This is a genomic window from Nocardioides sp. NPDC006303, assembly GCF_040613175.1.
In the GTDB taxonomy this organism is placed as follows: Bacteria; Actinomycetota; Actinomycetes; order Propionibacteriales; family Nocardioidaceae; genus Nocardioides.
Genome location: NZ_JBEXRR010000005.1, coordinates 156,813 through 183,188 on the forward strand (window position 1 = coordinate 156,813; position 26,376 = coordinate 183,188).

General features: G+C 67.9%; 18 protein-coding genes. 10 read left to right on the forward strand and 8 right to left on the reverse strand.

Annotation, left to right across the window (positions count from 1 at the left end; genetic code table 11):
• Nucleotides 1-113: 113 nt before the first annotated feature.
• A complete protein-coding gene (locus ABZY89_RS06390; RefSeq protein WP_355225586.1) occupies nucleotides 114-6,236 on the forward strand; it encodes a DEAD/DEAH box helicase in 6,123 nt (2,040 codons plus the stop codon).
• Nucleotides 6,236-8,428 carry a 3'-5' exonuclease gene (locus ABZY89_RS06395; RefSeq protein WP_355225588.1) on the forward strand — a complete coding sequence of 731 codons (2,193 nt, stop codon included), beginning with the start codon at nucleotides 6,236-6,238 and terminating at the stop codon, nucleotides 8,426-8,428. The genes ABZY89_RS06390 and ABZY89_RS06395 overlap by 1 nt, the downstream gene beginning before the upstream one ends.
• 367 nt (nucleotides 8,429-8,795) lie before the next feature.
• On the opposite strand, the gene ABZY89_RS06400 is transcribed toward ABZY89_RS06395, so the two are convergent.
• Both ABZY89_RS06400 and ABZY89_RS06405 read right to left on the reverse strand, forming a co-directional pair.
• On the reverse strand, nucleotides 8,796-9,938 hold the full coding sequence (locus tag ABZY89_RS06400; protein WP_355225590.1) for a competence protein CoiA family protein: 1,143 nt from the start codon (nucleotides 9,936-9,938) through the stop codon (nucleotides 8,796-8,798).
• Nucleotides 9,939-10,227: 289 nt separating this feature from the next.
• A complete protein-coding gene (locus tag ABZY89_RS06405) occupies nucleotides 10,228-11,571 on the reverse strand; it encodes a site-specific integrase (RefSeq protein ID WP_355225592.1) in 1,344 nt (447 codons plus the stop codon).
• A 754-nt stretch (nucleotides 11,572-12,325) separates the two neighbouring features.
• Here ABZY89_RS06405 and ABZY89_RS06410 point away from each other — a divergent pair.
• The 4 genes from ABZY89_RS06410 (at nucleotide 12,326) to ABZY89_RS06425 (ending at nucleotide 15,086) form a co-directional block, all read left to right on the forward strand.
• Nucleotides 12,326-13,135, forward strand: coding sequence for a class II glutamine amidotransferase (locus tag ABZY89_RS06410; protein WP_355225593.1), 810 nt, complete (start codon nucleotides 12,326-12,328; stop codon nucleotides 13,133-13,135).
• Between the two features lie 334 nt (nucleotides 13,136-13,469).
• On the forward strand, nucleotides 13,470-13,949 hold the full coding sequence (locus tag ABZY89_RS06415; protein ID WP_355225595.1) for a hypothetical protein: 480 nt from the start codon (nucleotides 13,470-13,472) through the stop codon (nucleotides 13,947-13,949).
• Between the two features lie 20 nt (nucleotides 13,950-13,969).
• Nucleotides 13,970-14,467: an RDD family protein gene (locus ABZY89_RS06420; RefSeq protein WP_355225597.1), complete on the forward strand. Its 498-nt coding sequence runs from the start codon at nucleotides 13,970-13,972 to the stop codon at nucleotides 14,465-14,467.
• A 148-nt stretch (nucleotides 14,468-14,615) separates the two neighbouring features.
• Nucleotides 14,616-15,086, forward strand: a complete 471-nt coding sequence (locus ABZY89_RS06425) for a DUF6325 family protein (RefSeq protein WP_355225598.1) — start codon at nucleotides 14,616-14,618, stop codon at nucleotides 15,084-15,086.
• A 246-nt stretch (nucleotides 15,087-15,332) separates the two neighbouring features.
• Here ABZY89_RS06425 and ABZY89_RS06430 read toward each other — a convergent pair whose 3' ends face one another.
• Both ABZY89_RS06430 and ABZY89_RS06435 read right to left on the reverse strand, forming a co-directional pair.
• The gene (locus ABZY89_RS06430) at nucleotides 15,333-15,857 is read right to left on the reverse strand and encodes a cupin domain-containing protein (RefSeq protein WP_355225600.1); all 525 of its coding nucleotides are present in this window, start codon (nucleotides 15,855-15,857) and stop codon (nucleotides 15,333-15,335) included.
• A gap of 59 nt (nucleotides 15,858-15,916) precedes the next feature.
• Nucleotides 15,917-17,917 (reverse strand): AAA family ATPase, encoded by a 2,001-nt coding sequence (locus tag ABZY89_RS06435; protein WP_355225601.1) that lies wholly within the window; start codon nucleotides 17,915-17,917, stop codon nucleotides 15,917-15,919.
• Nucleotides 17,918-18,110: 193 nt separating this feature from the next.
• On the opposite strand from ABZY89_RS06435, the gene ABZY89_RS06440 reads away from it, so the two are divergent.
• Nucleotides 18,111-18,881, forward strand: a complete 771-nt coding sequence (locus ABZY89_RS06440; RefSeq protein WP_355225603.1) for a hypothetical protein — start codon at nucleotides 18,111-18,113, stop codon at nucleotides 18,879-18,881.
• 30 nt (nucleotides 18,882-18,911) lie between these two features.
• Here the strand turns inward: ABZY89_RS06440 and ABZY89_RS06445 are convergent, their stop codons facing one another.
• The 4 genes from ABZY89_RS06445 to ABZY89_RS06460 form a co-directional block, all read right to left on the reverse strand.
• A complete protein-coding gene (locus ABZY89_RS06445; RefSeq protein WP_355225605.1) occupies nucleotides 18,912-20,288 on the reverse strand; it encodes a glutamate decarboxylase in 1,377 nt (458 codons plus the stop codon).
• A complete protein-coding gene (locus ABZY89_RS06450; RefSeq protein ID WP_355225606.1) occupies nucleotides 20,285-20,974 on the reverse strand; it encodes a hypothetical protein in 690 nt (229 codons plus the stop codon). Before ABZY89_RS06450 ends, ABZY89_RS06445 begins: the two co-directional genes overlap by 4 nt.
• Before the next feature lie 112 nt (nucleotides 20,975-21,086).
• The gene (locus ABZY89_RS06455; protein WP_355225608.1) at nucleotides 21,087-22,709 is read right to left on the reverse strand and encodes a LuxR C-terminal-related transcriptional regulator; all 1,623 of its coding nucleotides are present in this window, start codon (nucleotides 22,707-22,709) and stop codon (nucleotides 21,087-21,089) included.
• Between the two features lie 32 nt (nucleotides 22,710-22,741).
• Nucleotides 22,742-23,842, reverse strand: a complete 1,101-nt coding sequence (locus tag ABZY89_RS06460; RefSeq protein ID WP_355225609.1) for an NAD(P)/FAD-dependent oxidoreductase — start codon at nucleotides 23,840-23,842, stop codon at nucleotides 22,742-22,744.
• 144 nt (nucleotides 23,843-23,986) lie between these two features.
• Here ABZY89_RS06460 and ABZY89_RS06465 point away from each other — a divergent pair, with 144 nt between their 5' ends.
• The 3 genes from ABZY89_RS06465 (at nucleotide 23,987) to ABZY89_RS06475 (ending at nucleotide 26,357) form a co-directional block, all read left to right on the forward strand.
• Nucleotides 23,987-24,133 carry a hypothetical protein gene (locus ABZY89_RS06465; RefSeq protein WP_355225610.1) on the forward strand — a complete coding sequence of 49 codons (147 nt, stop codon included), beginning with the start codon at nucleotides 23,987-23,989 and terminating at the stop codon, nucleotides 24,131-24,133.
• On the forward strand, nucleotides 24,117-25,211 hold the full coding sequence (locus tag ABZY89_RS06470; protein ID WP_355225612.1) for a beta-eliminating lyase-related protein: 1,095 nt from the start codon (nucleotides 24,117-24,119) through the stop codon (nucleotides 25,209-25,211). Before ABZY89_RS06465 ends, ABZY89_RS06470 begins: the two co-directional genes overlap by 17 nt.
• A gap of 114 nt (nucleotides 25,212-25,325) precedes the next feature.
• On the forward strand, nucleotides 25,326-26,357 hold the full coding sequence (locus tag ABZY89_RS06475; protein ID WP_355225614.1) for a formylglycine-generating enzyme family protein: 1,032 nt from the start codon (nucleotides 25,326-25,328) through the stop codon (nucleotides 26,355-26,357).
• The last annotated feature ends 19 nt before the right edge of the window (nucleotides 26,358-26,376 follow it).

The following is a 26,376-nucleotide window of genomic DNA, read 5'->3' on the forward strand; positions in this document are numbered from 1 at the left end:
TGAATCGTTGACCGCTGGGAGCGCTCGTGGGTGAACTGCTGCCAACTTTGGCGGCTGACAGCATTCGGCGGGGTCTGCTGGAGTACTTGGAGACGACGTTTTCACTCTCGGATGTGACGGTCCGCGACGTGCTTCGGGGGTTTCTCGACGATCCGGAGAGCGGGATCTTCCGGGGGCCGTTCCTGCGGACGCGGTTGCCGTTCCGGCCTGCGGCGGACGGGTGGACCGAGGCATTGTCGTGGTGGCCGCAGGGGTTCGCGCCGTACGGGCACCAGGCGGCGGCGTTCGCGCGGCTGGGGTCAGGGGACCTGTCGGAGAGCAAGCCTGCGCCGCTGCCGACGCTGGTGACGACTGGCACTGGGTCGGGTAAGACGGAGGCGTTCCTGTATCCGATTCTCGACCATGTGCTGCGTGCGAAGACGCGGGGTGAGGCGGGGACGAAGGCGCTGATCCTGTATCCGATGAACGCGCTCGCTAACGACCAGGCGCAGCGGCTTGCTGGCCTGATCAGCTCCGATCCTCGGCTCGACGGCGTCACCGCGGCGCTCTACACCGGGCAGGGGGAGCAGAAGCGGACTCGGGTGACGGCGGAAGGGTTGATCGAGGACCGGGCGATCATGCGGTCCTCCGCCCCTGACATCCTGCTGACCAACTACAAGATGCTCGACCACCTGTTACTGCGGCGGGCTGACCAGCCGATCTGGAAACAGTCGGCGGCATCATTGCAGTACCTCGTACTCGACGAGTTCCACACGTATGACGGCGCGCAGGGGACCGATGTCGCGATGCTGCTTCGGCGGCTGCGGATGGCGCTGCGCGCCTACGGGCGTGACGACGACGCCGCGCTGACGCCGGTGGCGACCTCGGCGACCCTTGGGGAGAAGGGTGATCCGTCGGCGATGTTGGCATTCGCCGAGGATGTGTTTGGGGTGTCGTTCCCGGCGGACGCGGTGGTGACGGAGTCCCGGGTCGGAGCCGATGACTGGTCCGTCCAGATGCGGGTCGGTGCCCCGGTGGTCGGGAGCGAGCTGGTCAAGGCCGTAAACGGCGTGCTCGACCAGCTCGGGCCGGATCCGGAGGCGGACGAGCTCGGGAACCGGATGCTCGGGGCGATCAACGACAACGCGATGGTCGAGGACGCCTTCAAGGTGAAGAGTCACCCGGTGACTCGGCAGCTCTTGGAGGCGACCGGGAATGCGCGGCCGATGCCGGACCTGGCGGCTGAACTGTTCCCTGACGCGGATCCGGCCGCCGCGGAGCGGGCGCTTGCAGCGTACCTCGGGATGCTCTCGCATCTGCGGAAGACTGAGGGACGCGCGTGGCCGTCGGTGGAGTTGCATCTGTGGATCCGGGAGCTGACCCGGATCGACCGGGAGGTAGCGGCACAGCCGGCGTTCTTCTGGGCAGACGACGGCGCGGCTGTGCGGACCAGCGACGACTCCCGGGTTGGACCCCTGCTGCCGGCGATCTTCTGCCGGCACTGCGGGCGCTCGGGGTGGATGCTGCGGATGTCACCGGCGAACGAGACCGATCTCGATCTCGATGACGAGAACATTCGGGCGGCGCACGTGACTCGGTCGGGTCGTACGCGACCGGTGCTCTACGCGGGACGTGAGGGGGAGGCGGTGCTCTCCGGTGCGGAGCCGGAGGCCGCGCTGCGCTGGTTCCATGTCGCGCAGCGGCAAGTTCTCATGAAGGCGCCCGAGGGGGAGGCGGCACATGACGGGTCGGTGATCCCGGTGATGACGCACGTGGCGGATGCTGACGAGGCTTCCGCGCAGGACAGGTGTCCGTCCTGTCTTCAGCGCGATGGGATCCGGTTCCTCGGCTCTGCGATCGCGACGCAGCTCTCGGTGGCTCTCTCCACTCTCTTCGGCTCCACCAACCTGGATTCGTCGGAGAAGAAGACACTGGTCTTTACCGACTCGGTGCAGGATGCAGCGCACCGCGCCGGGTTCGTACAGTCACGTTCCCACTCGCTGACAGTGCGTTCGATGCTGCGGGCCGCGGTCGGGTCCAGCCCCGTATCGCTCGACCTGCTGGCCGACCGGGTGATCGCGGCAGCGGGCGACGATGCCTCGTTGCGGTTCCGGATACTGCCGCCGGACCTGGCCGAGCATGAGATCTTCGCGCCCTTCTGGCAGACCAAAAAGCTGGCCAAGGTGCCGCTCGGTGTCCGCAACCGGGTCCGGAAGCGGGTCGCGTTTGACGCGGTGCTTGAGTTCGGGCTGCAGTCGCAGTTCGGTCGTACGCTGCAGGCCACCGGCTCAGTGGGCGTCGAGGTCGACGCGGCCGCCAGGCTGATGGTGCGCGCAGCGCGCGATGCGGTCGACGAGGCTGGCGGCACCGCGCTGCTCGGGGTCGCAGCCGATGATCGAGAGTTGACCGCGTGGGTGCGCGGGGTGCTCGAGCGGATGCGGGAGCGGGGCTCGATCGAGCACGAGTGGTTCCGCAACCTGATCAAGAACGACGGTAACCGGCACTGGATCTGGCGCGGGCGCGCTCGGTCGGAGGGGATGCCCGCCTTCCCGACGGGACGGTCAGGGCCGGCGTACCCCCGGATCGGTAAGGCCGTCTCGTTCCGGGACCCGGTGCTGGACGCGGTGACGGGTGCGCAGGCGTGGTACACCGACTGGACCCGACGCTCGCTGAAGGTCTCCGCTCAGGAGGCGTCCTCACTGGTGGCGACCCTCATGCGCAAGCTCGCCGCGCAGCATCTGGTGAACGAGACGGTCACCGCGACCGATGCCCGGGTCTACTCGATCCCGCAAGGGTCGGTGGTGATCGAGCCGCTCACAGACGACTACCAGGTGCTCGCCTGTCCTGAGTGTCAGACGCAGGTCCCGGGCACACCGCGGGTCATCGGTGAGCTCGTCGGCGCACCGTGTAGCACCACCCGCTGCAAGGGGCGCCTGGTCGCGATGGCGGGGGAGCCGGGCAACTTCTACCGCCGCTTCTACGCATCCCACGAGTTACAGAGGGTCATCGCCCGCGAGCACACCTCGCTCCTGCCCGACGATGTCAGGCTGCGCTATGAGAACGGATTCAAGGCGTCGGTCGAGACTGCCCCGAATGCGCCTAACGTGCTGGTCGCGACGCCGACGCTGGAGATGGGTATCGACATCGGTGACCTATCCACAGTGATGCTTGCCTCCCTGCCGCGCACGGTCGCCTCCTACGTCCAGCGCATCGGTCGCGGTGGCCGCTTGACCGGATCAGCCCTCGGACTGGCCTTCGTCACCGCGCGCGGTGAGCAGCTTCCGCTGGTCGGGGACCCACTCTCGATGATCAATGGCGAGGTACGCCCGCCGGCGACCTACCTGGATGCCGAGGAGATCTTGCGGCGCCAACTGATCGCCTCGATCGCAGACCGGATCGCGCGCGATCCGGATGCTCCGCATCCGGACACACACATGCCAGGTGCAGCGAAGGCGGCGATGGAGAAGGTCGCGCCTGGGTCCTGGCTGCACGAGATCGCGGCGCGTGCTGAGTCGTCTCCTGACGTGGTCGAGGAGTTCCTAGCTGGGTTCGCGGTGCTCGATGACGGATCGGCCAAGCGGCTGCGGGAGTGGGCCACCCGCTCCAGCGGTCCCCTGACCAGCGAGCTCGCCGAGCGGTTGGTCACGGAGTCACAACGGTGGCGGCACGACCTGGAGACCGTCGCCTTCCGGATCGCCGAGACAGAGAAGGAGCTTCCCGTCCTCGAGCGGCAGGCGAACTCTCCGGCGGCGACCGAGGAGGACAAGCACCACTTCCAGTCCGCCAACGCGGCGCTGCGGCTGGCCCGCAAGCACCGCGCAGACCTCCAGGGTGAGTACTGGATCGCGGTCGCCGAGCGAGCTGGACTGCTGCCCAACTACACACTCATGGACGACTCCGTGACCCTCGACGTGGCCCTGCGCTGGATGGACCCGGAGTCCGGTGCGTACGAGACCGACTCGCTCGACTACCACCGCAACGCCGCGCTCGCGCTGCGGGAGTTCGCGCCGAGGGCCCGCTTCTACGCCCGCGGCTACCGGGTCGAGATCGACGCCGTCGACCTCGGCGCCGGTGGCGAGGCGGTGAGGACCTACGCCTTCTGTCCAGTCTGTGGCTTCCGTGCCGATGTGACCTCGGATGCGGCGCCCAGTGCGTGTCCTCGGTGCGCGGCTGGGGGGATGGCCGACGTACGCCAGCGTCTCGATGTCGTCGAGCTGACCAGGGCCTCCTCGGTGATGCGTCGTGACGAGGCGGGGATTGACGACTCATCCGACGAACGCGAGCGGGTCGCCTTCGACGAGCGGTTCATCGCTGATATCGATCCGGCCAAGGTCACTCGGCAGTGGTACGTCGCCGACTATGGGTTCGGGGTCAAGCATCTGCGCAACATGGACCTGACCTGGCTCAACCTTGGGCGACGCTCCGGCCATGGATCGACCAAAGTTCTGGGCGGACACGAGGTGGACGCGGAGCTGTTCCGGGTCTGCGGAGAGTGCGGCAAGCTCGACCAGGAGACGAGTCGGAACAGCCGCTATGAGCACCGGCCTTGGTGCACGCTGCGAGAGTCGGCCGACGAGAGCGCGGTTTCGATCGCTTTGTCACGGTCGCTCGTTACCGAAGGGTTGGTGCTGCGGCTGCCGCCGATGACCTCGACCGGGAATGCGTTTGCGGTGCCGTCGTTGGAGGCAGCGCTGAAGCTGGGGCTGCGCGAGCACATCGGGGGAGCACCTGATCACCTCTCGGTGGAGTCGGTGGTGGACACCGACGTCGGCGATGGGCATGGGGGTCTCGTCTACGACGCCCTTTTGCTGCACGACCTGGTGCCGGGAGGAACTGGTTATCTGATCGATCTGGCCGAGCCGTCGATGATGCGGACCGTGCTGGAGCAGGCTCTCGCGGTGGTCGCTGGATGTGCGTGTGGCGAGGATGGGCGTCTGGCGTGCCATCGGTGCCTCCTGCCGTTTGCTCGGCCCAGTGATGCTCGACTGGTGTCTCGGTCCGAGGCCGAACGGCTCCTGGGAGACTTGCTCAGTGCCGGGACCAATCAGCGTCTCGACGCCTGGACCGTGACCGACGTACCTGTCGTTGCCTTCGACCCTGAGTCGAAGATGGAGCAGCTCTTCCGCAAGCGCCTGGTCGAGCGGCTCGGTGTGCTCGGGGCGACGGTGAAAGAGCACCCCTCGACGCACGGGATCCGCTACGACATCAACGTCGGCGGGCGACACTGGTCGCTGGACCCGCAGGTGCAGATGGGACACACCCAGCCCGACTTCGTGCTGCGTACGGCCGATCCCAACATCCTGCCGATGGTGATCTTCTGCGATGGCTGGCGCTGGCACGCCAGCCCCAAAACCAACCGGATCGCAGAGGATGCCGAGAACCGTCGGATGCTGCGCGAGTCCGGCAACCTCGTCGTCGGCCTCTCATGGACCGACCTGGAGACATCCGGGGATCCTGGGAAGCCGAGTTGGTACGACGCCGGGACCGTCATCGGGACCGCCAACCAGATGAATGTCGGCCTCAAGCCCGAACACGTCGACGTGATCGGCGGCTCCGCGATGGACCTGATCATCTGGTGGATCCAGAACGCCGATCTCGCCGGGCTTCAAGCCATCGGAAAGGTGCTGCCGTTTCTGGTCGCAGGGCCGGCACAGGTCAAGGGCGATGCCGGCTCCGGCGATCTCACCGCGGCCGCCGTCGACCTGCTGGCGGGCAAGGAAATGACCGGGAGCCCCTCGGCTTGGGCTTGGTGTGAGGACACGTTGGTCTGGCTCAACCGGTTCGATCCGACGACCTATTCCACCGATGTCGTGCTCGTCCTCGATGACGAGCATGTCGGGCCAGACCATAAGGGGGCCTGGCAGAGCTGGCTGCGGTATTCCAATCTGCTCGGCGCCCGCATCACGGGCACGGCGATCACCGCACGCACGCTTGCCGGCGCCACAGGCGCGGAGATCCTTCCCGAGATGGTCGAAGGGCCGAAGGTCGACGCGGTATGGGGGCCTGTGCTGGAGATGGCGACACCCTCCGAGACTGCCCTGCTGAACTCGTTGCGAGATGTGGGTGTGGATCAGGTGCCCGAGCTCGGGCACGAGGTCGGCGGCGTACCTGTGTTCGCCTTTGTCGATCATCGGATCGTTGTGGATGTCGACGGCCTCGATGAGGAGGATCGGAACCTGCTCTCAGCCGAAGGATGGCAGGTAGTCTCAGCAAGTCTCGACGAGATCCAAGCAGCTCTGAACGGAGTGTCCCGCTGATGCCCATGGTGATCTTCGCTCCGGTCAAGGACGGCGGCCACGATCCGTCGATCGGCAAGAAGGTATCGGCGTTCCTCTCCAAGCTGTACGCCGATGACACCGCAGTCGGCCTTCATATCGAGCCGATCAAGGGCTCTGCCGACCCCAAGGTCCGTACCGGGCGGGTTGATGACTTCTACCGTGCGGTGCTTTTCAAAGTCACCGGCTCCGGGCAGGACCACTACGTCTACACGGGGGTATGGCCGCACGACAAGGCCAACGAGATCGCTCGGACCGCCGTGCTCACCACCAACCCGGTCAACGCTCTTCCGGAGTTGAAGTTCGTCGAGCCCGCCCCTGCTGCTGTTACGCCGGCGCCTGCCCCTGCGGTGCCGACACCGACCGCGTCGTCGGTGCTAGCGAAGGCCCAGCCAGATCTGGACGAGGCCTATGTCGTGGACACGTTCGGACTCGACGAGGAGCTCGTACGCCAGGCTTGGTCGGCGACCTCTGATGACCAACTCCTGGAGTTGGCCGAGCGCGCGGGCGGTTGGCGCGGCGACGTGCTCCTCGCTCTCGCTGCAGGCGGGACCCCCACGAAGATCCGTGAGGAGCTCGGACTCGACGAGCAGCCCGATGTCGCTGCCGGTGCGACCGAGGATGAGCGCCTGCTCGCAGCGATGAAGACCGCCGCTGGTCAGATGCAGTTCGCCTGGCTTGAGGACGACGCCGAACTTCGCCGCGTCATCGAGGCTGGCGACCTTTCTAGGTGGCGAATCTTCCTTCATCCCGAGCAGCGCACCTACGTTGAGAAGACCTACAACGGCCCGTTCCGCCTCTCCGGCGGTGCCGGCACCGGGAAAACGGTCGTACTCGTCCATCGCGCTCGCCGCCTTGCCCGTGACAACCCGGATGCCCGGATCCTGCTGACCACTTATACCCGCAACCTTGCTGAGGGCATGCGGCGCCAGCTCAAGGATCTCGACCCAGGCGTACGCCTTGCGAGTGCCCTGGGCGAGCCTGGCATCTATGTCGCCGGGGTGGACCAGGTCGCCAACCAGATCCTCACGGCCGCCAAACCGTCCGATGTGGACACCGCCGTCGAGAGGGTCCTTGGCCCGGGCAACCGTGCGACTGGTCGCTTGGTCGACACCGACAAGGCATGGCGTGATGCCATCGCGACGGCCGACACCGACCTGCCCGCCGATCTTCGCTCGCCGATCTTCTTCGAGGCTGAGTACGCCGCCGTCGTACTCCCGAACAAGGTCACCACACTCGCCGACTACCTCCACGTCCGCCGCCCCGGTCGAGGCGTCGCCCTCAACCGGGCCAACCGCCAGCGGGTCTGGGAGGTCGTACGCGCCTTCCGTGCCGCTGCCGCCGTGAGCGGCGAGGTCGACTTCGGCGAAGTCTGCGCCGTCGCGGCTGCGCTCGAGGCACCCGTCTTCGATCACGTCCTAGTTGACGAGGGCCAGGACCTCAGTGCAACCCGGTGGCAGTTCCTGCGATCGGTGGTTGCCCCGGGCGCCGATGACCTCTTCCTCGCCGAGGACGCGCAGCAGCGAATCTACGGCCAGCGGGTGGTGCTGGGTCGATATGGCATCAAGATCGTCGGCCGCTCCCGACGGCTCACGCTCAACTACCGCACCACGGCCGAGGTCCTGGGCTTCGCCACCTCGATCCTGGCCGGCGAGCCGTACGTCGACCTCGAGGAGGTCTCGGCGGACGCGACGGGATTCCGCTCGGCGCGAAGCGGTCCTGAGCCCGCGCGGGTTGCCACGAGCTCCCTGACTGATGAGCTCGATCGGTCCGCTGTTGTGGTCCGCGGCTGGCAGGACGCTGGAGTTCCCGGCGAGGCCATCGGCATTCTGGTGCGAGACCAGCGCATGGCTGATCGCGTCGGCCGTGGTCTCGAAGAGCGTGACGTCGGGGTCCAACTGGTGACCCGGACCGCGGGTCGGTCTGGCCGTCCACAACTCATGACCATGCACCGCGCCAAAGGCATGGAGTTCACCCACGTTCTCATCTTCGGTGCCGATGTTGACTTGCTCCCCGCGGCGTACCTGCTTCGAGGCCTTTCCGAGGATGAACGTGCCGACCTTGTCCAGCGTGAGCGGTCTTTGCTCTACGTGGCCGCGACTCGAGCACGTGATGAACTTGTCGTCATGTGGGAAGGGACGCCCAGCGAGTTCCTCGTTGCGGGCCAAAGCTAACCTGCCCAAGCGGTTGCCCACACGGGCCGTGGGGGAGGGCTGACAGCAGGCGAGCGGACGCGGTAACGGTGAGCGGGATCTTGGAGGCGACGTAAGCCTCGATCGTGTCTTGCACCCACCTGGCTTCTTCCTCCTGCTCGACTTGGGTAAGAGCTTCGAAGTGCGCCCGAGCGTCGGCAAGGCAGAGGCGATGGAGCTGGTCTCGCGCGGACGTGGACACCGGTGTAGTCGGAAGATCAAGCAGTGGCTTCGTCTGACGGCTCTATGGTGCTGTAGCGATTGTCCCGCTCGTTCCTCGGCTCCTTGGCCGAGTTCGACATGCGCCTGACTAGTTCGTCGCCGCGCTCGTCAGTTGCGTGCTGGTAGATCACCTCGTCTGCGGTGCGCGGCATCCGATGTGGACACCGCTATCGATCAACGCCCCGTCAAGGGACAGCCCGCAGCCGCCGCAGACCGGTGGCACTCCGTGCTCCCAGAGCCAGTGCCGATGGGCCCAGACCTCCATCAGCGCGACAGCGAAATGCTCGTGCGTCCAGTGTGGCGTGGGCAGGTCAGACATGCGTTGGAAGCGACAACTGTCACCGACGGATCCAACAGCAAGAACGCCTGCAAGTGTTCGCAGTCTGTCGATGATCACAGAGCGCTCTGACTTCTGTCGCTCGCTCCTGGCTCGGTCCACCCGCCCGAGGCGCTTCGGTCTGCACCATTCGGCGAGGGGATGGGTTGGCCAGCGCCTGACCTCTCCGACGGGCGGGTTAGGGGCTGGCAGCGCGAGCTGAGGTCTAGGGATCAACGGCGGCTGAAGCGCTGATCGACTCGTACGTCGGTGCGATGACGGAGTTGGCGATGGGGAGTCCAGGAGCGGTAGGAGCATTGTGAGGCTAAAGACGCGCGCCTTGCGAGCGTGGGGAGTGTCAGGGCCTTTCGGGATCCACCCGAGATCCCTTTCGTGGGCCACGTGTCCAAGCCCGGTGAGCACCCACTCGCCGTGTCTCTGGAGGCGCACTCGCCGCGCGCCGTCGGGGAACGCCCACGAGCGTAGGTCACCGGCGATGAGCCAGACTGGCGTGAGCCCGGCATGGAGATGGTCGAGGGAGCGGGCATAGCTGGTGCCGTCCGCGATCTTCGAGAGTTGAACCTCGAAGGTGAATTGCCGACCTAGCTGGTCCCGTGCCCAGACATCGGCGCGGCGCTTGGTGCCCGGCACGTGCCATTCGACCTCTGCGTCCCAGCCGCGTGCTCGGCACATGTCATAGATGCGGCGCTTCAGGTCGCGGTGGTCCTCGGACTCGTTGGCCTGGACGTAGCGGCACTCTGCTGGAGCGCCGAGTGTGTGGCGGAAGTGCCATCGACGGCGGGTCGGCATGACAACAGTCATCGTGTGGTCGCAGTCCTGGCAGCGCAAGGACTGGTGATGACTCCGCACCGCGCTGGCGATGCGTGCAAGCGCGGGGGCATCGTGGTCGAAGACATAGACGGGTCGACCGTCGAGAACAGCGGTCAACGGCATGGCGCACTCCTGAACTGCCACCACCGAGGGTGGCGTCGACACGGACAGACGGCGAGCCGCAATTTCTCAGGCCGGACTTACAAGGAGTGGTTGTCTGTGTCTTTGGAGTGCGTGCGCATTGTTCGACGGACCGTGGTCGCACCGCGCTTATGAACGGACCGTCGCGCTGAGTTTGATGTGTAGTCGAGGTTCAAGGTGCCGGTCATCGCTGAGAGGCTCGAGGGCCAGCATATCCCGTTAAGGTGCAGCCGGTCTGAAGCGTGCGGCAGCCGGGTTGCCGGCATGTTCTCTACGCGGCGCGGTTCCCTGGAGCGTTGGGCGCGACTTCCTTCGCCTTCTTGGCGGCCTTCTTCTTTGCCTTGCGTGCCGCCTTCGACATGCGGCGGGCGAGCTCCTCGTCGCGCTCGTCGGTGGCGTGCTGGTAGATCATCGCTGCTTGCGGAGTGCTGTGGCCGATTCGGCGCATGAGCTCGGCGAGGGTGGCGCCGTGTTGGGCGGCGAGGGTCGCGCCGGTGTGGCGTAGGTCGTGAACACGCAGCTTCGGGCACCCGACTTTCGCGCGGGCCGGCCTGAAGTACGAGCGATGGAAGGTCGCGTGGAGCAGGTGGCCACCGATACAGCCGTCGTAGCCGCAAATGCAAGACCCCTTCGCAGGTCGGGCGGCGGTGAAGATGAGGCCGTCGGGCCCGGGCTGGGCGTAGGTGGCGATGTGTTTGCGGAGTGGCTTCTTGAGGAAATCGGGGATGCGTACGCTTCGCTTGCCTGCCTCCGACTTCGGGTCGTCCACGATGTCCCTGCCGTCAACCCTGCTGTACGCCCGCTCGACACGCAGGAGCGGAAGGTCGCTGCTGAGATCGATGTCGCGGCGGCGCAGTTCGACGAGCTCGCCATACCGGAGCCCGGACCATGCTGCCAGGAAGACGAGGAGCTTGAGGCGGTCGGGCATCTCGAGAGCGAGCGCCTCGATCTCTTCGATGGTCGCGATCTGCATCTTCTTCGACTTGCACTTCGGGATGTCGTCAGGGTCTACCTGGCACGGGTTCGACACGACGGCCGGATACCGCCGGTCGCGGACGGCGGCGCCCATCGCTTGCTTAAGGATCCCGTAGGCGTCCCGGTTGCGCTTGTTGCGAGCAGGATGCTTCTTGAGGAGCTTCGCCCACCAGCGATCGACGTCCTCGACCGCGATCTTCGTGATCGGGGTTCGACCGAAGGTCGGGAAGACCTCGTTCCCAAGGAGGCGGAGGTTCTCGACCAATGTCCGAGCCTTCAGAGGTTTGGTGACGGCACGCGCCGCTTGCCACGTCCGGGCGTACTCCTCGAACGTGGTTACGGCGGCGTCAGGGAGGCCGTGGTCGCCACCGCTGACCTCATCGTCGTCGGCGTCGCTTTCTGTGCGGAAGCAGCGATATGTCACGCCGGCGAGCTGAGCGCGCTCAATGTCGTCCCGGACGCTCTCGAGCTTCTTCAGCGCACGGCCAGGGACACCTGCCGGGTAGGCGGGCGTCCGTTCCAGCCTGGCGGGATGCTCGAAGGTCAGTTCGCCAGGATGTGTCACCCGGCACGTTGGGCAGCGATACCTGATCTGCCAGCGGCCGGTGGGGGAGCCGGGCTTGTCTGTCCGCAGAGGCATCCTGCGGATACTGCCGAAGCGACGCTCGGGCATGCGGTGACTCCCTTCGGACGTGGTGGCGCGACACGGTCACCACCGTTGGCTAGGGTGAGTGAGCGTGATGGGTAACATCACGGCGGCCAATGGCGGTGCCACGGTCAAGGGACCACGAGGATGATCCCGCCGTTCGACGGTAGAACGTCTGCCACGAAATTGCCACGAAGCATGTCTGCCTGTGACGGTTTCTGTCAGTCTCTGTCAAAGCTCACTCAGCCATGTATCGGCAGGTCAGGCGGCGTTTTGCGAGGTCAGGCCCGGAATTGGCCGGAGGAGATTCCCGCGCTTTCAATTCCTGTCAGCCCGACAGAATCGCCCCTGACCTGAATCGCAGGGCAGGGGCGTTTTTGCGCCTGTCTGCGAGGTCCACCACCTTGCCCGTTGGCGGGGCCATGGGCCCATTCTGGGCTCACGAGGTCGAAGTGCGTCTCCACCAGCCCTCAAGGGTGGTGATCCGGGTACAGGTAGCCCTGCGTCACGGCGGGGGTCGGTGTGACCGGTGTTCCCTGCCCTGCCTCCGATCTCGCGTAGCGGGTGGTCGGGCGTGGTCGTCTGTCCGACCGCACCACGCTGCCGGTTCGGGTCCGCCGCTATCCGCTACGGGTGATCCGCTGGGCCCGCCTTCGCTGTTGTACTGGAGCAGTCGCGCTCCGATATATGTCGGGGGCGGAGAGGGGAGATTGACATGTGTCGTTGGCTCGCATACTCAGGTTCACCGGTGCTCCTGGAGGACCTTCTGTTCAAGCCGGAGAACTCGCTCGTGGTGCAGAGCAAGCACTCACGGCTGGGCGTGGAGACGGTCAACGGTGACGGCTTCGGTGTCGGCTGGTACGGCGCCCAGGACACCCCAGGGACCTACCACAGCATCGAGCCCGCCTGGAACGACCGCAACCTCCGAGAGCTCTCGGCCCACGCTGTCGCCGGTCGGGTCTTCGCGCACATCCGAGCGACGACCGGCACGGCGGTCCAGCAGACCAACTGCCATCCCTTCCGCCACGGCCGCTGGCTTTGGATGCACAACGGGGCCATCGCCGACTTCCCGTTGCTGAAGCGTGACCTGACCCTGGCCGTCGAGCCCGGGCTGTTCCCCGACATCGAGGGATCGACGGACTCGGAGCTGTTCTTCTTCCTCGCCCTGACCTTCGGACTCCAAGAGAACCCGCCGGAAGCGGTGGCTCAGGCAGTTGGCCTCATCGAGGAGACGGGGCGACGCCACGGAGTCGAATACCCGACCCAGATGTCGGTGGCGACCACCGACGGGGAAACCACGTGGGCATTCCGATACTCCAGCGAGGGTAGGTCCCGATCGCTGTTCCACAACGCCGACGTCGCCACACTCCGTCTCCAATACCCCGACAACCCAGTACTGCATCAGCTTTCCGATGACGCACGCCTCGTAGTGTCCGAACCGTTGGGCGACTTGCGGGGCGCGTGGCGGGAGGTGCCGGAGTCCTCCTGCCTCATCGTCAAGGGTGGCCGCGAGAAACTGCAGGAGTTCTCACCCTCGCCTGCCCGTGCACCGGACTGACGCAGCTAGCGGAGGGAGGTCCATGGCCCACCCATCGAGACCCGCCGCCAGCGTCTGAAGGACGATCCCGGCAACGCCCCCGCGGCGCTCCACGGCCCTGCGTGAGGCCACGTCGAGGCCGCCGAATCACACGAGATGGGTGATGAGAGACAGATCAGGCGGCTCTAGGCTTCCTTCGATCCACGACTGGAGGAGGCGGAACCTGCGATGGGAATCTTGCGCGCACGACGAGGCGACGACCTCTGGATCGAGGACGTGTCCGTCGCGGTCGTCGCCCTCGAGTCGTTGACCGGCTGATCGCCGTGACGCTCCACGTGTCCGAGCCGGCGACGTCATGACCGAGGGTCGTCAGAACGGCAAGAGGCTCCTTGGCCGGGTCGCCGGCGCGGTGACGGAAAGGGTCGTCGTCACCGTCGACCCCGATATCGTCCTGGAACACGTCGACCTCAACGCGCTGCTCAGCCGAGTGGACCTCGACGCGGTCCTGGCGCGGGTCGATATGGATGCGTTGCTCGCACGGGTCGACCTCAACACTCTCCTCGCCGACGTAGACCTGGACGCCCTGCTGAGGAACGTCGACCTCGAGGCGCTCGTACGCCGCTCCGGCATCCCCGACATCGTCGCGGAGAGTACCTACTCGATGGCTGGTTCCGCTCTTGACCTCGCCCGGCGACAGCTGGTGGGGCTCGATGTCGTCGTCGACCGGATCGTGGACCGGCTGATGCGACGGAGCGAGGACGAGCGACGGGAAGGGCCGCCCAACCTGGTTGCGGCCCGACGAGGGGCGCCCGACCCGGGAACGGCAGGACGATGACCCGCCGGGTGCGCCGCTCGGTGTCCGGACACTATGCGGGGGCGATCAGCAGGGCGGCTGCCGCTGCCATCGACGGCCTTCTCATCGCCGGCCTCTACACGCTGGGCGTCGCCGGGTTCGGCTACCTGCTCGACATGTTCACGTCCATGTCGCTCACCGGCGATCGCTCGACCCTGCTCGGGATCGCTGCCTTCGCGATCTGGGCCTTCTCGTACGTCTTCATCAGCCTCGCCATCACCGGCCGGACGATCGGGAAGGGACTGGCCGGACTGCGCGTCGTACGCGCCGACGGCGCTGCACCAGGGGTGCGCACCATGTTCGTCAGGACGCTGGTGTTTCCCCTCAGCGTGGTCTTCTTCGGGATCGGCCTGCTCCTGATCGTGGTGCAGCGTGAACATCGTTCTTTCCACGACTTGATCGCCAAGACCTGTGTCGTCTACGACTGGGGCGACCGGAGCGCTGAGATGCCGGGACCGCTCTCGGACTTCCTCAACCGCGCCCAATCGGACTCCCCGTAGCGCTGACGACGCCCACAGGGGCCGAAGGCGTCCGGCTCTGTCAGGGGAACGCCGCCCGAGTCATCCACATCGGATGACGCATCGAGATGGCTCCGCCGCCGATGATGACAGGGACGCGGCGCCACAGGGGTGCCCAGGAGGTGGTGGCATGACCGACCAGATGACCTTGCACGAGAGTGAAACCCTTGACGAGCTCGGTCCTGTCGACTGGATCGTCGTGGAGTTCCCCGGCAGCCGGTTCAACGGTGAGATCGCGCCGACACTGATGGACCTCGTCGACCGAGGGATCATCCGGATCCTCGACCTGCTGATGATCCGTAAGGACGAGGACGGATCGTTCGATGCGTTCGAGATCAGCGACCTCGATGAGGGCGAGATCGGGGGCATCCGGGCCTACGAGACCGAGATGGCCAACCTGCTGAGCCAGGAGGACGTGGAGTCCGTCTCGGCAGCCGTCGAGCCGGGCAGCACCGCCGCGCTGCTGGTCTGGGAGAACACCTGGGCCGCACCGTTCGGATCCGCGGTGCGTCACGCCGGGGGACAGCTCGTCGCGAGTGGCCGTATCCCCGTTCAGGCGATTCTGGCCGCCATCGAAGCAGATCTTGAGGAGGAGGACTGACATGCCATTGGGACGCAGAGCACGACGGGGAGTCATCGGCCCCGCACCGGTTGCCAGAACAGCCGCTGTCGTAGGTACGGCCGCCGTCGTCACCCACGGTGTACGCCGGCGGGGTGATCGCCGTGAGGACCGCCGAGACGACCGCCGAGACCGGCGACGTTGAATTCCCCTCGACTGATGTCCACCGGATTCACCCAGGGCCTCCTGGCCTCCATCTGAGCGAGGCAAGAGGCGTACGTTCGTCCATCAGTCGTTGCGCAGACGGACCTCGGACCAGTCGAGCCCGTCGAGATTGACGACGATCGCCTCCTGCGTGGTGCGGGCGATCACGACGACGGCCTCGGTGTCGGTGTCGGGGTTCTCCTCGCGGTGGGGGACCCACGGCGGCACGAAGACGTAGTCGCCGGGGCCCGTCTCCACGCGGGTCTCGACGGGCTCGTCTCCCTCGGTGTCGAGGAAGACGAAGACCGGGTTGCCGGAGACGACGTAGATCGCGGTCTCGGAGGCGCCGTGGTGGTGGTTGGCTGAGGCGGTCGAGGCGGGGACATGGGTCTGGCCCATCCACAGGTTCTTCGCGCCGACGGTCTTGCCGCTGACCGCCTCGAGCCGCCGCATGCCCGAGGTCTGTCCGGTCTGGTCGACCAGGCCGGAGGGCGCCACGTGGTGGAGATGGCGGTGGAAGGCGTCGATCTCGGCGGGGACGAGGACGCCGCTCGGTGTGCGGATGTAGTCCCCCTCGGAGGACCCGGAAGGTACGTGAACGGCGGACATCAGGCTCCTTCGGCCAAGGTGAGGACGGGGTCGTCGCCCGGCGGGGCGGGCCGTGGACCTCACGATCGAGATCGTAGCTCCAGGCTGAGGAGGCGTTTGGTCGCGCGCGTCTGGGCGACGTAGAGGTCGCGCGGGCCGGCGTCACCGGCGGCTCGTACGCCCGAAGGGTCGACGATGATCACGGTGTCGAACTCCAGCCCGCGAGCCTCGCGGGCGGCGACGATGGTGGCGCCGGCTCTGTGCACCTCGGCCTCCAGAGCCTGCGAGCGCTCGGTGGTGGTGATGACTCCGATCAGCTCGCCCGGGTGCTCGTCGGCGATCTCGGTGATCAGGGCGCTCAGCGTGGAGCGGAGGCTCTCCTCGGTCACGTCGAGGATGCTTGGCTGCTCTCCGTGCCGGATGGATCTGGAGAGCCGCTGATCCGGGGCGATCTCAGCCAGCAGCGGTTCGGTCGCAAGCAGGATCTCGGTCGTCGTACGGTAGTTGACCGTCAGTCTGTGGTGGGCGAACCGCTCGCCGACGAACGGCTCCAGGGCCTCGTCCCAGGTACGAAGGGTGGTCGAGGGGCCCGCTTGGGCGAGATCGCCGACGACCGTCATCGACCGATTCGGGCAGCGGCGCATCAGGGCGCGCCATTGCATCTCGGAGAGTTGTTGGGCCTCGTCGACCACGATGTGGCCGTAGGTCGTCTCGGGGGCGCCGTCGACGAGGGCGCGGGCCTCGTCCAGGAGAGCGAGGTCTGCGTCGCTCCACCCATCGCCACGGTCGACGCCGAGGTCGTTCAGGAGGTTGCGGACGAGATCGTCGGCGACGAGTCGGGGCCAGACCCGGGTGATCGCCCGATCGATGGACGGGTCGCCGAGGAGATCGTCGCGGATGCTGTCCCAGTCGATGTCCAGATCATCCGTCGAGGGATCGTTGCCGGTGTAGCGGTCGAGATCGATGCCCAGGTGCGCTTCCAGCTCCTCCTCGAAGTCGGAGATCTCCTTCGCGGTACGCCGCTCCAGCTCGTTGACCAGGTCGTCGACGACGTACTCGGTGAAGAGCTCGCGAGCGCGGTTGTGCCCGATGTCGCCCTGCAGCGCCTGGCGCCGGGCGGCGTCGACCACGGCCGGGTCGAGTCTCACCGTGTCATGGGTGGTCTTCAGCTCCAGCGGTACGCCGTGGGGCTGGTGGTCCCGCACCAACCGAGCGAGGGCGTCGGCGAGCGCCGCGCGCCCCTTGAACCGGGCGACGTGGTCCGGCTCGGTCCGCGTCGCCTCGACGCCCACCAGATCGGACATGGTCGCCAGCCGTACGTCGTTCTCGCCGAGCGAGGGCAGCACCTCGGAGATGTAGGTGAGGAACCGCCGGTTCGGCCCGAAGACGAGCACACCCTGGTCGGCGATCGACGCGAATGCGTACAGCACGTAGGCCGCGCGGTGCAGGGCGACGATGGTCTTGCCGGTGCCGGGACCGCCATCGACGACCATGACCCCGCGATGGGGAGACCGTACGATCTCGTCCTGCTCGGCCTGAAGGGTCGCCGCGGCCTCGTGCATCCGCCCGGTCCGCGCCGTGCTCAAGGCCGACACGAGCGGGCCGTCCCCGACGAGGTCCACGGCCGTCGGCGACGTACCGTCGAGAATCTCGTCGTTGACATCGACGACATTGCGGCCGTCGAGGCGTAAGTGGCGGCGCCTGCGTACGCCCATCGGTGCGGCCATCGTCGCCGCGTAGAACGGGCGCGCGGCCTCGGCCCGCCAGTCGATCAGCAGCGGGTTGCCGGCCTCGGTGCGCAGCCCGATCCGACCGATGTGCAGCGACTCGCCCTGATCCGAGCGGTCGATCCGCCCGAAGCACAGCGAGTGCTCCGCCGCCTGCAGCTGTCGAATGCTCTCGGTGAGCCGCTCGACCTCGAGGTCCCTGGCATACCGCTCGCTCGCCCCATCGACAGGCGCCGCAACCGCCCGCTCCTGTGCTGCCCGTCTCGCGCTCACCTCGTTGTGAAGAAGCGCGTACATCGCGTCGACAGACCGCTGCTCCGCCTCGACCTGACCGACCCTGCCCTGCTCGCCCACGTACCCCCGCCTTCCGTTTCCGGGGGCCAACTATGAGCGGCGGTCCGGGTAAAGGCAACGTTGATCTTTTGCCGGATCCGTGGCCTTGCCCTCGTCGGGTGGCCGCGTCGTAGTACCTGGTGCTTGACCATCAGCTTGGCCACGGATTGAATCGGCTTTACTTACATGAGCGCTTTGTGAAGGGGTCAATCGGGTGGCCGAGTTCAAGTTCTGGCGTGTAGCGACGACGATCGTCGCGCTCTCCTTGTTTGCGACGGCATGCCAAGGGGGCGAAGGGGCCTCGGCCGGCAAGGCCGAGCCAACGAGTAGTCCGTCGAGTAGTCCGTCAGAGGAGGGATGCCTCTCCTGGTCGGTGCCCTGTTCTCGGGGGCCGTCGGGGTCGCCCACGCCCGACGTTTGGCCGGCGGCGACCTCGGTGTCCTACAAGTCAGCCACGGTCAGGCTGCCGGGCAAGGGGTGGACGGCGGTGCCGGAGGGCGAGGACGACGCGGTGATGCCGGCAGGAGCCTTGGACGAACGGATTTCCAAGAGTGCCGCCCTCGTCTATGACGAAAGTGATCCCGACCAGCGTAAGAGCAAGGCGACAGTCAGTCTGGAGATCCACAGCTACGACCCGCACGCCGAAGGCAATGACCTTGACGTCGACTACATGCGTCGTGAGGTCGTCAAGATCGACTTGGAGCGCGAGCAGATCTTCGGCCCGGCGACTCAGAAGCCGTCGATCACCAAGGACGGTGTGGTCTACGACGTCATCGCCTCGGGCGACGAGTCGCAGTTCAAGAACCAGCGACGCAAGATCCTCACCTGGCGGTGGGATTACATCGGGGTTGTCATGCGCAAGGGCGGTAACGAGGCCGCCGGCATCAACACGGTCATCGAGTGCCGGGGAGAGTTCTACACAGAGAAGAAGTGCGAGAAGCTGGCGAACGACGTGTTCGCCACGCTGCGAGTGAAGAAGCAGTGACGTCGGGCGTGGCGACAGGGAAGCGAGTCTTCAGTACCCGGTGCCTCGCTTGACCTGCGCCCGCTCGGACGGATGGGCGCCACCCTTCTCGTCCAGGGTCGCGCAGGCGTCGGCGAGGTCGCGGGTGAGCCGCTCGACCTGCTCGCGACTCATCGTCTCCTTGACCAGCGCGCGCATGATCTTCACGTTCTCCGCGTTGGGCGGCAGCGTGTACGCCGGCACCATCCAGCCGCGCTCGGCCGAGAGCTGCCAGGCGATGTCGGACTCGTCGTACGTCGTGCGGTCGCCGGTGAGCCGGAACGCCACGAGCGGGAGCTGCTCGAGGTCGTCGCCGATCACCTCGAACCGGCCGCTGTCGCGGAGGTTCTTCGCCAGCGCCTTGGCATTCTGCTGCATCTGCTTCATCACGTACGTGTAGCCGTCGCGGCCCAGACGGACGAAGTTGTAGTACTGCGCCAGCACCATCGCCGCACCCGTCGAGAAGTTCAGGGTGAACGTCGCGTCGGTCTTGCCGAGGTAGTTCTCGTAGAACACCAGCTCCTCGGCGAGGTCGGACTTCTCGCGGAACACCAGCCAGCCGATCCCGGGGTAGACCAGCCCGTACTTGTGTCCGGAGACGTTGATAGAGCGGACCTGCTCGAGGCGGAAGTCCCAGGGGGAGTCGGGGTAGAGGAACGGCCACACGAAGCCACCGCTGGCCGCGTCGACGTGCAGCGGGATGTCCAGGCCCTTGTCCTTCTTGACGTCGAGCAGCAGCTGGTTGATCCCGACGATGTCGTCCATGTGCCCGGTGAACGTCGTGCCCAGGACACCCACCACGCCGATGGTGTTCTCGTCGAGGTGGGGCGCCACGTCATCGGGGCCGATGGTGTACCTCTTCTCCTCGAGCGGGACGATCCGCGGCTCGACGTCGAAGTACCGGCAGAACTTCTCCCATACGACGTGGACGTCGCCGCCGAACACGAGGTTGGGCCGGTCCACCGAGGCGTTCGCGGCCTGCCGGCGCTGCTTCCACTTCCACTTCAGGGACAGGGCGCCGAGCATGATCGCCTCGGACGAGCCCTGGGTGCGACAGCCGGTCGTCTCGCCGGGGGCGTGGTAGAGGTCGGCGAGCATCCGTACGCAGCGCTGCTCGATCTCGGCGGAGATGGGGTACTCCGCGTGGTCGATGAAGTTGCGGTGCAGGTTCTCGGCGATGATCCGCTGCGCTTCGGGCTCCATCCACGTGGTCACGAACGTCGCGAGGTTGCGTTGCGGGTCACCTTCCATGACCAGGTCCTCGCCGATCAGGCGCATCGCTTCTACGGGGCGCATTCCGGTCTCGGGGAAGGCGGTCGACGGGGCCGCCTCGGTCAGGAACCGGTTGCCGTAGAGCCCCTCGGCCTCTGTGTCGCTGAGTCGTGTCATTGCTGAACCACCGTTCTTGTCGGAGTGGGAGTGTCGAATGCCTGGATGACCCCGCCGACCGCGAAGCACGCTGCTCCGGCGAACGTCCCCCAGTTGACGAGCCCGGTATCGATCGCGCTCGAGGTCGCCGGGCGGGTGAAGGCGGCGATGCCGGCGAGGAAGAAGAGGACCGACCCGAGCTGGTTGACCGCGACGACCCACCAGCCGACCAGGTGGGTCAGCACCCGAACGTGCCCCGCGCCCACGTCGAGCATCGCCAGGTGACCGGAGACCAGGAAGCAGACGCAGCCGGTCATGTCGGGGAGCCAGATCCACCCGTCGGACTGACGGGGCGTCAGGCCGGCGGCGAAGGCGGCGATCAGGCTGACGGCGAAGAACAGCGTCCCCGCGAACAGCACGAAGGCGCTCAGCCAGCTGAGCGGGCGCGACCGGAGGCCCGGCCGGGGCATGCGCTCATCGGTGTCTGCGTTGTCGGAGTGGTCGGCGCTGTCGGCGAGCAGGATCGAGACGTAGCCGCCGAGCGAGAAGAAGCAGCCCCCGACCAGGTACGTGACGTTGACGGTCGGCAGGGCCACCCCGAGCTGGGCGAAAGCCGCCCCGAGGGCGAACAACGAGCCACCGAGTACGAAGGCGACGGCAGCGACGAGGTTGAGCCGGGTCGACCGACGCGTCAGTGCCTGGTGCATGGCGGTGGCCCTCCCTGTCCCTCGCACCGTCATCCTCGACGGGCCAGGTCGTGGCGTCCTCATCCAGTCCGGGTGAAATCCATCCGCCCCCAGAGGTCGGAAACGCCCGTGGTCAGACCACGCCGTGCTCGAAGGCGAAGGCCGTGGCGGCGGTGCGGGACCGGACGTCGAGCTTGGTGAAGATGTTGGAGAGATGCCGGGCGACGGTCTTCTCGCTGAGGACCAGGTCGGCGGCGATCTGGGCGTTGCTGCGGCCGGAGGCGACCAGACGGAGGACCTCGGCCTCGCGGGCGGTGAGGCCCGCGGGAAGGGATGTGGGGGCGAGCAGACCGTCGGCCTCGTCGGCGGCGGGCCGGGCGCCGATCTGGCGGAAGACCGTACGTGCCGCCTCGAGCTCGCGCCGGGACGACTCGGTGTCACCGACGCCGGCCAGTGCGCGCCCGGTCAGCAGCCGCGCCTGGCTCCGCTCGTACGTGGCCTCGGCCCGCGCCCACAGCTGCTGGGCCTTGCGTAGGTAGGGGAGGGCGCCGGCGGGGTCTCCCGCGGCGAGCTCGACCGCGCCGTGCGCGTGCGCGGCGGCGGCCTCGAGCCAGACGCAGCCGAAGTGTCCGGCGAGCCCGTCCAGCTCGTCCGCGACCCGTCGGCCCCGGTCGGCCTCGCCGGCACCTAGCAGCACCTCGACGGCCGCTGGCAGGAGCCGGCATCGCTGCACGGGACCATCGGTCTCGACCAGCAGCCGCTCGATGGCGGCGAGCGCCGCCGCGCCCTGGCCGCGAGCCGACCAGAGCAGCGCGAGGCCCGGCTGGGGGTCGAACCCTCGGTCGGCCGCGCGCTCGTAGGCGGCATCCGCCTCGGTGTACTCGCCGCGCAGCCGGAGCACCTCGCCGGCCTCGTACGCCGCCAGCCCGGCCGCGTCCGGTGCATGCACCTCCTGGTAGCGGCGGGTCGCGTGCTCGAACTCCTCCAGGGCCTGCTGCCACTCGCCGTGCAGCCGCAGCAGCTGGCCACGGTGGACCGCGCACTGGCCGGTGAACGTCAGCAGCCCGGGCTGGGCCGCACACCAGCGTTCGAGCGCCGCGGTCCACTCCGCCACCCGGCCGAAGTCGCTGATCTCCTGGCAACCCTCGATCGCGGTGCAGTAGACGTGCCCGGCGACGACCGGGGAGGCCTCGCCCGCGATCACCCGGATCATGGACTCGTCGAGCAGGGCGAGGCCTTCGGCGACCCGGCCGGAGTAGAGCGCCATCCGGCCCTGGGAGCAGAGCCCCAGCGCGGTGAGGTCGGGTTCGCCGTAGCGCCGGCCGCGCTCGGCGACCTCGTCGGCGAAGCCGCCCGCGGTGGCGAAGTCGCCGGCGCTCAACGCGCGGAACATCCGCAGGAAGTCGACCCAGCCGAGCTCGACACCGTCGTCGAGGTCGGCGACCAGGCTCTCCGCACGTGAGGTCCAGCCGCGGGCCAGGGCACTCTCCCCGTGGACGTGGGCGGTCATCGTGATCCGGAAGGCGCAGCGGACCGAGCGGCCGAGGTCGGCGGCGTCCTGGCTCTTGCGGAACGCTCGGTGCAGGGCGGTGACGGTGTCGTCGTGGTGTCCGGTCAGCTCGGCGGCGACAGCGAAGTCCTCGAGCTCCTCGGCCGAGAGCGCCTCCGGGTCGGCTCCCGACCAGGCTGCGTACGCCGCGCCCCAGTCACCGCGGACGAAGTCGGCGCGGGCGCTCTCCAGCAGGACGTCGGCCACGGCAGGCACCTCCACTGGAGAGCGTACTCGGATCAGGCGGCCAGTGAGTGGGGTGCGGCCTGCTGCATCCGGGCCGTGACCCGGTCGGCGACCAAAGCAGCGTCGCGTCCCGCGCCCGCCAGGAGCATCGAGCTGAAGGCGTACTGGAAGCTGAGGCCGCAGAAGAACAGCCCCTCGGCCTCCGCCACCACGCCGCGCATCTCCCGCGGCCAGCCGTCCTCGTCGAGCACCGGCAGGTGGATCCAGTCGAAAACCTGCCGGAAACCGGTGGCCCATACGACGTTGGCGACCTCGCGCGGAGCGCCGTCGACCACGGGCAGCCCGTCGCGGACCTCCTCGACCCTCGAGGTGACCCGCTCGACGCCGCGGTCGGCCAGGTCCGAGCGCTTCACCCGCAGCATCGGCCCGCCGTGGCGCCGGACCTCAGGCATCTCCTTGCGGCCGATCGGCGTACGCCGGGTGATGACGTGACGCCATGCGAAGAGCAGCACCGGGAAGATCACGTGCATGACCGGCGAGTCCAGGCGCGGCGGGATCTCGCCACAGTCGCGTCCGGCCAGGATCGTCGCCCTGGACTCTGCGACCTCGAAGGCGATGTCGCAGCCGGAGTGGCTGGCGCCGACGACGAGCACCGGGCCCTCGCGCAGCTGCCCGGGACGGCGGTACTCGCTGGAGTGGAGCTGGAGGATCGACGGGTCGAGCTGCGCCGAGATGGCCGGGACGTTCGGCGTACGGCCGAAGGAGCCGGTCGCGACCACGACGTTGTCGCAGGTCCAGGTGCCCCGGTCCGTCGTCACCCGGAAGCCGTCACCGTCCCGCTCGAGCCCGCTGACCCGGGTCTCGAGCCGCACCGGCAGCTCGAAGGTGCGGGCGTACGTCTCCAGGTAGTCGGCGACGTCGTCCTTTCCGGGGAAGGACCATCTCTTCGCCGGGAACGCCATGCCCGGCAGGGAGTCGTACTTGGCGGGGGAGTAGAGCCGGAGCGAGTCCCACTGACGCCGCCAGTTGTCGCCGACCCGTGCGTTCGCGTCGATGATCACGAACGGGCGGCCGCGACGGCGCAGGTGGTAGCCGGTCGCCAGGCCCGCCTGGCCCGCGCCGATGATGATCGTCTCGATGTGTGTGGTCTCCATGCTGATGACGCTAGGTCCGCACCTCGCCGCTCCGCGTCGGTCGTACGGCGCATTCGCCTGCGGTGGGTAGTGGGTCGAACTACCCATGGGCGCAGCTGCCTCGATTCCGAGCACGGAGCACCGAGTTGGGGCGATACTCGGGAGATGACGAACCAGCCCCCGGAAGACTTCAGCAAGCTCCCGCCGTCGGTGCCGCTGGAGGAGACGATCGCCTACCAGCTCGAGGACGTGATCCCGCGCGGCCCCGAAGGTGGCGGAGAGGCGGTCGACGGCGGTGGGGACGGCGACTGAGCAGTCTCTGGAGCAGCAGCTGCGGGCGGCGATGATCGCCTGCCGCGAGAGCGTGTTCCCGGCGTACGCGAGCCCGGCGGAGGTGTTCGACGGGCTGGCCGAGGCGTGCCGGGAGCTGGGGATCGAGGAGTGGGACGTCTATGCCGAGCGGGGGCCGGTGGCGCGGCTCGAGGCTGAGGTCGGCGAGCTGCTCGGGAAGCCGGCGGCGTTCTTCCCCTCGGGGGTGATGGCGCAGCAGGTGGCGCTGCGGATCCACGCCGACAACGCGGGCAACCGGCGGGTCGCGATGCCCGACCTCTCGCACCTGCTCGTCCACGAGGACGACGGCCCGAGGATCCTTCAGGGCCTGTTGATCGAACACCTCACCACCGGGCGTACGACTCCGACGAAGGCTCACCTGGACGCGATCCCGGGGCCGCTGGCTGCGTGTCTGGTCGAGATCCCGTTGCGCGACGCCGGTTGCCTGCTGCCGACCTTCGACGAGCTCGCGGAGCTGGCCGAGGCGTGCCGCGAGCGCGGGATCGCGTTCCATCTCGACGGCGCCCGGATCTGGGAGTCGCAGCAGTGGTTCGGCAAGCCGCTGGCGGACATCGCCGGGCTCGCCGACACCGTCTACACCAGCTTCTACAAGGGTCTCGGCGGGCTCGCCGGCGCGGCGCTGCTGGGCGATGAGGACTTCGTTGCGCAGGCCCGGCTGTGGCGGCACCGGATGGGCGGCACCCTCTACCGGTCCACCGCCGAGGCGGTCGCCGCGCTGGTCGGCCTGCGGGACCGGCTCCCGCACATCGGCCAGTGCGTGATCTGGGGGAGGGCGTTGGCTGCCGCGCTTCCGGCGTCCATCAGCGTCCAGCCACCCGTGCCGCACACCAACACCTTCCTGCTGTACGCCGCGGGCGACCCGGACCAGGTCAACACCCGTCTCCTCGCTGAGATGGAGGAGCAGTCGCTCGCGTTCAGCAGACCCTGGACGGCGGCCGAGGAGCCGGGTCGGATGGTGACCGAGATGACGGTCGGCCAGGGCGCCCTCGGCCTGGATCCCTCGAGCGTCGCCGGCCACCTCGCCGCGCTGCTGGACTGAAGCCGCGGCCCTGCCCGGTGCCTCACCCGTCTCGGGTGGTGCGTCGGGGGCCGTCCCGTTCCTACGCTCGACGCATCGCGGATACCCCACGCTTCTACCGGAGGATGTTGAGAGATGGGCTCCCATCAGGTCGAGACCTCACCAACCGCCGGAACCGGGCAGGTGCTGGTCCCCGGCGGACTGGACCTCGTCGGCAGCGACCGGTTCTACCCCGAGGAGCACCCGGTGGTCGAGGTCTCCGTGGGCGACGTGTGGTGGGATCTGCACCCGGTGACGAACGCGCAGTTCGCCGCCTTCGTGGACGACACCGGGTATGTCACCGTCGCCGAGCGCGATCTCGACCCGGCCGACTTCCCGGGTGCCGACCCGGCGCTGCTGGTGCCTGGTTCGCAGGTGTTCACCCAGGCGCCGGGGCCGGTCCCGTTGCACGACTGGACCCGGTGGTGGCGCTGGCAGCCCGGTGCCCAGTGGCGCCACCCCGACGGCCCCGCAGCCGACGTGGGGAGCCGGCCCGGACGCCAGGTGGCGGACTGGACCGAGATCCCGGACCACCCGGTCGTGCACGTCGGCTGGGAGGACGCCGTGGCGTACGCCCGTTGGGCCGGCAAGGAGCTTCCGACGGAGGCCGAGTGGGAGCACGCCGCCCGCGGTGGCCTCGTCGGCGCCGACTACGCGTGGGGTGACGAGCTCTCCCCGGGCGGGCGGCTGATGGCGAACACCTGGCAGGGACAGTGGCCGTGGCGCAGCGAAGACCCGCGCGGCCACGACCGCACCAGCCCGGTCGCCTCCTACCCGGCGAACGGGCATGGTCTGTACGACATGGTCGGCAACGTGTGGGAATGGACCCGCACTCCCTGGACCCCTGACCATCGTGACCTCATGGCCCCACCTCACGGCCGGGCCGGGGCGGGTGCGCCCTCGCGGCAGGTCGACGTCGCTGCGCCCTCGTGCTGCGGCGGCAGCCAGCGCCCCGGCACCGGCGCCGAGAAGGTCAAGGAGACTGATCGGATGGTGACGAAGGGCGGGTCGCACCTGTGCTCGCCGCAGTACTGCCGGCGCTACCGGCCCGCCGCGCGCCAGGGGCACGGGGTGCGGGACACGACCTCGCACGTCGGGTTCCGCTGCGTCGTACGCGCAGGCGACTGAACCGGTTTCGCCCGGAAGG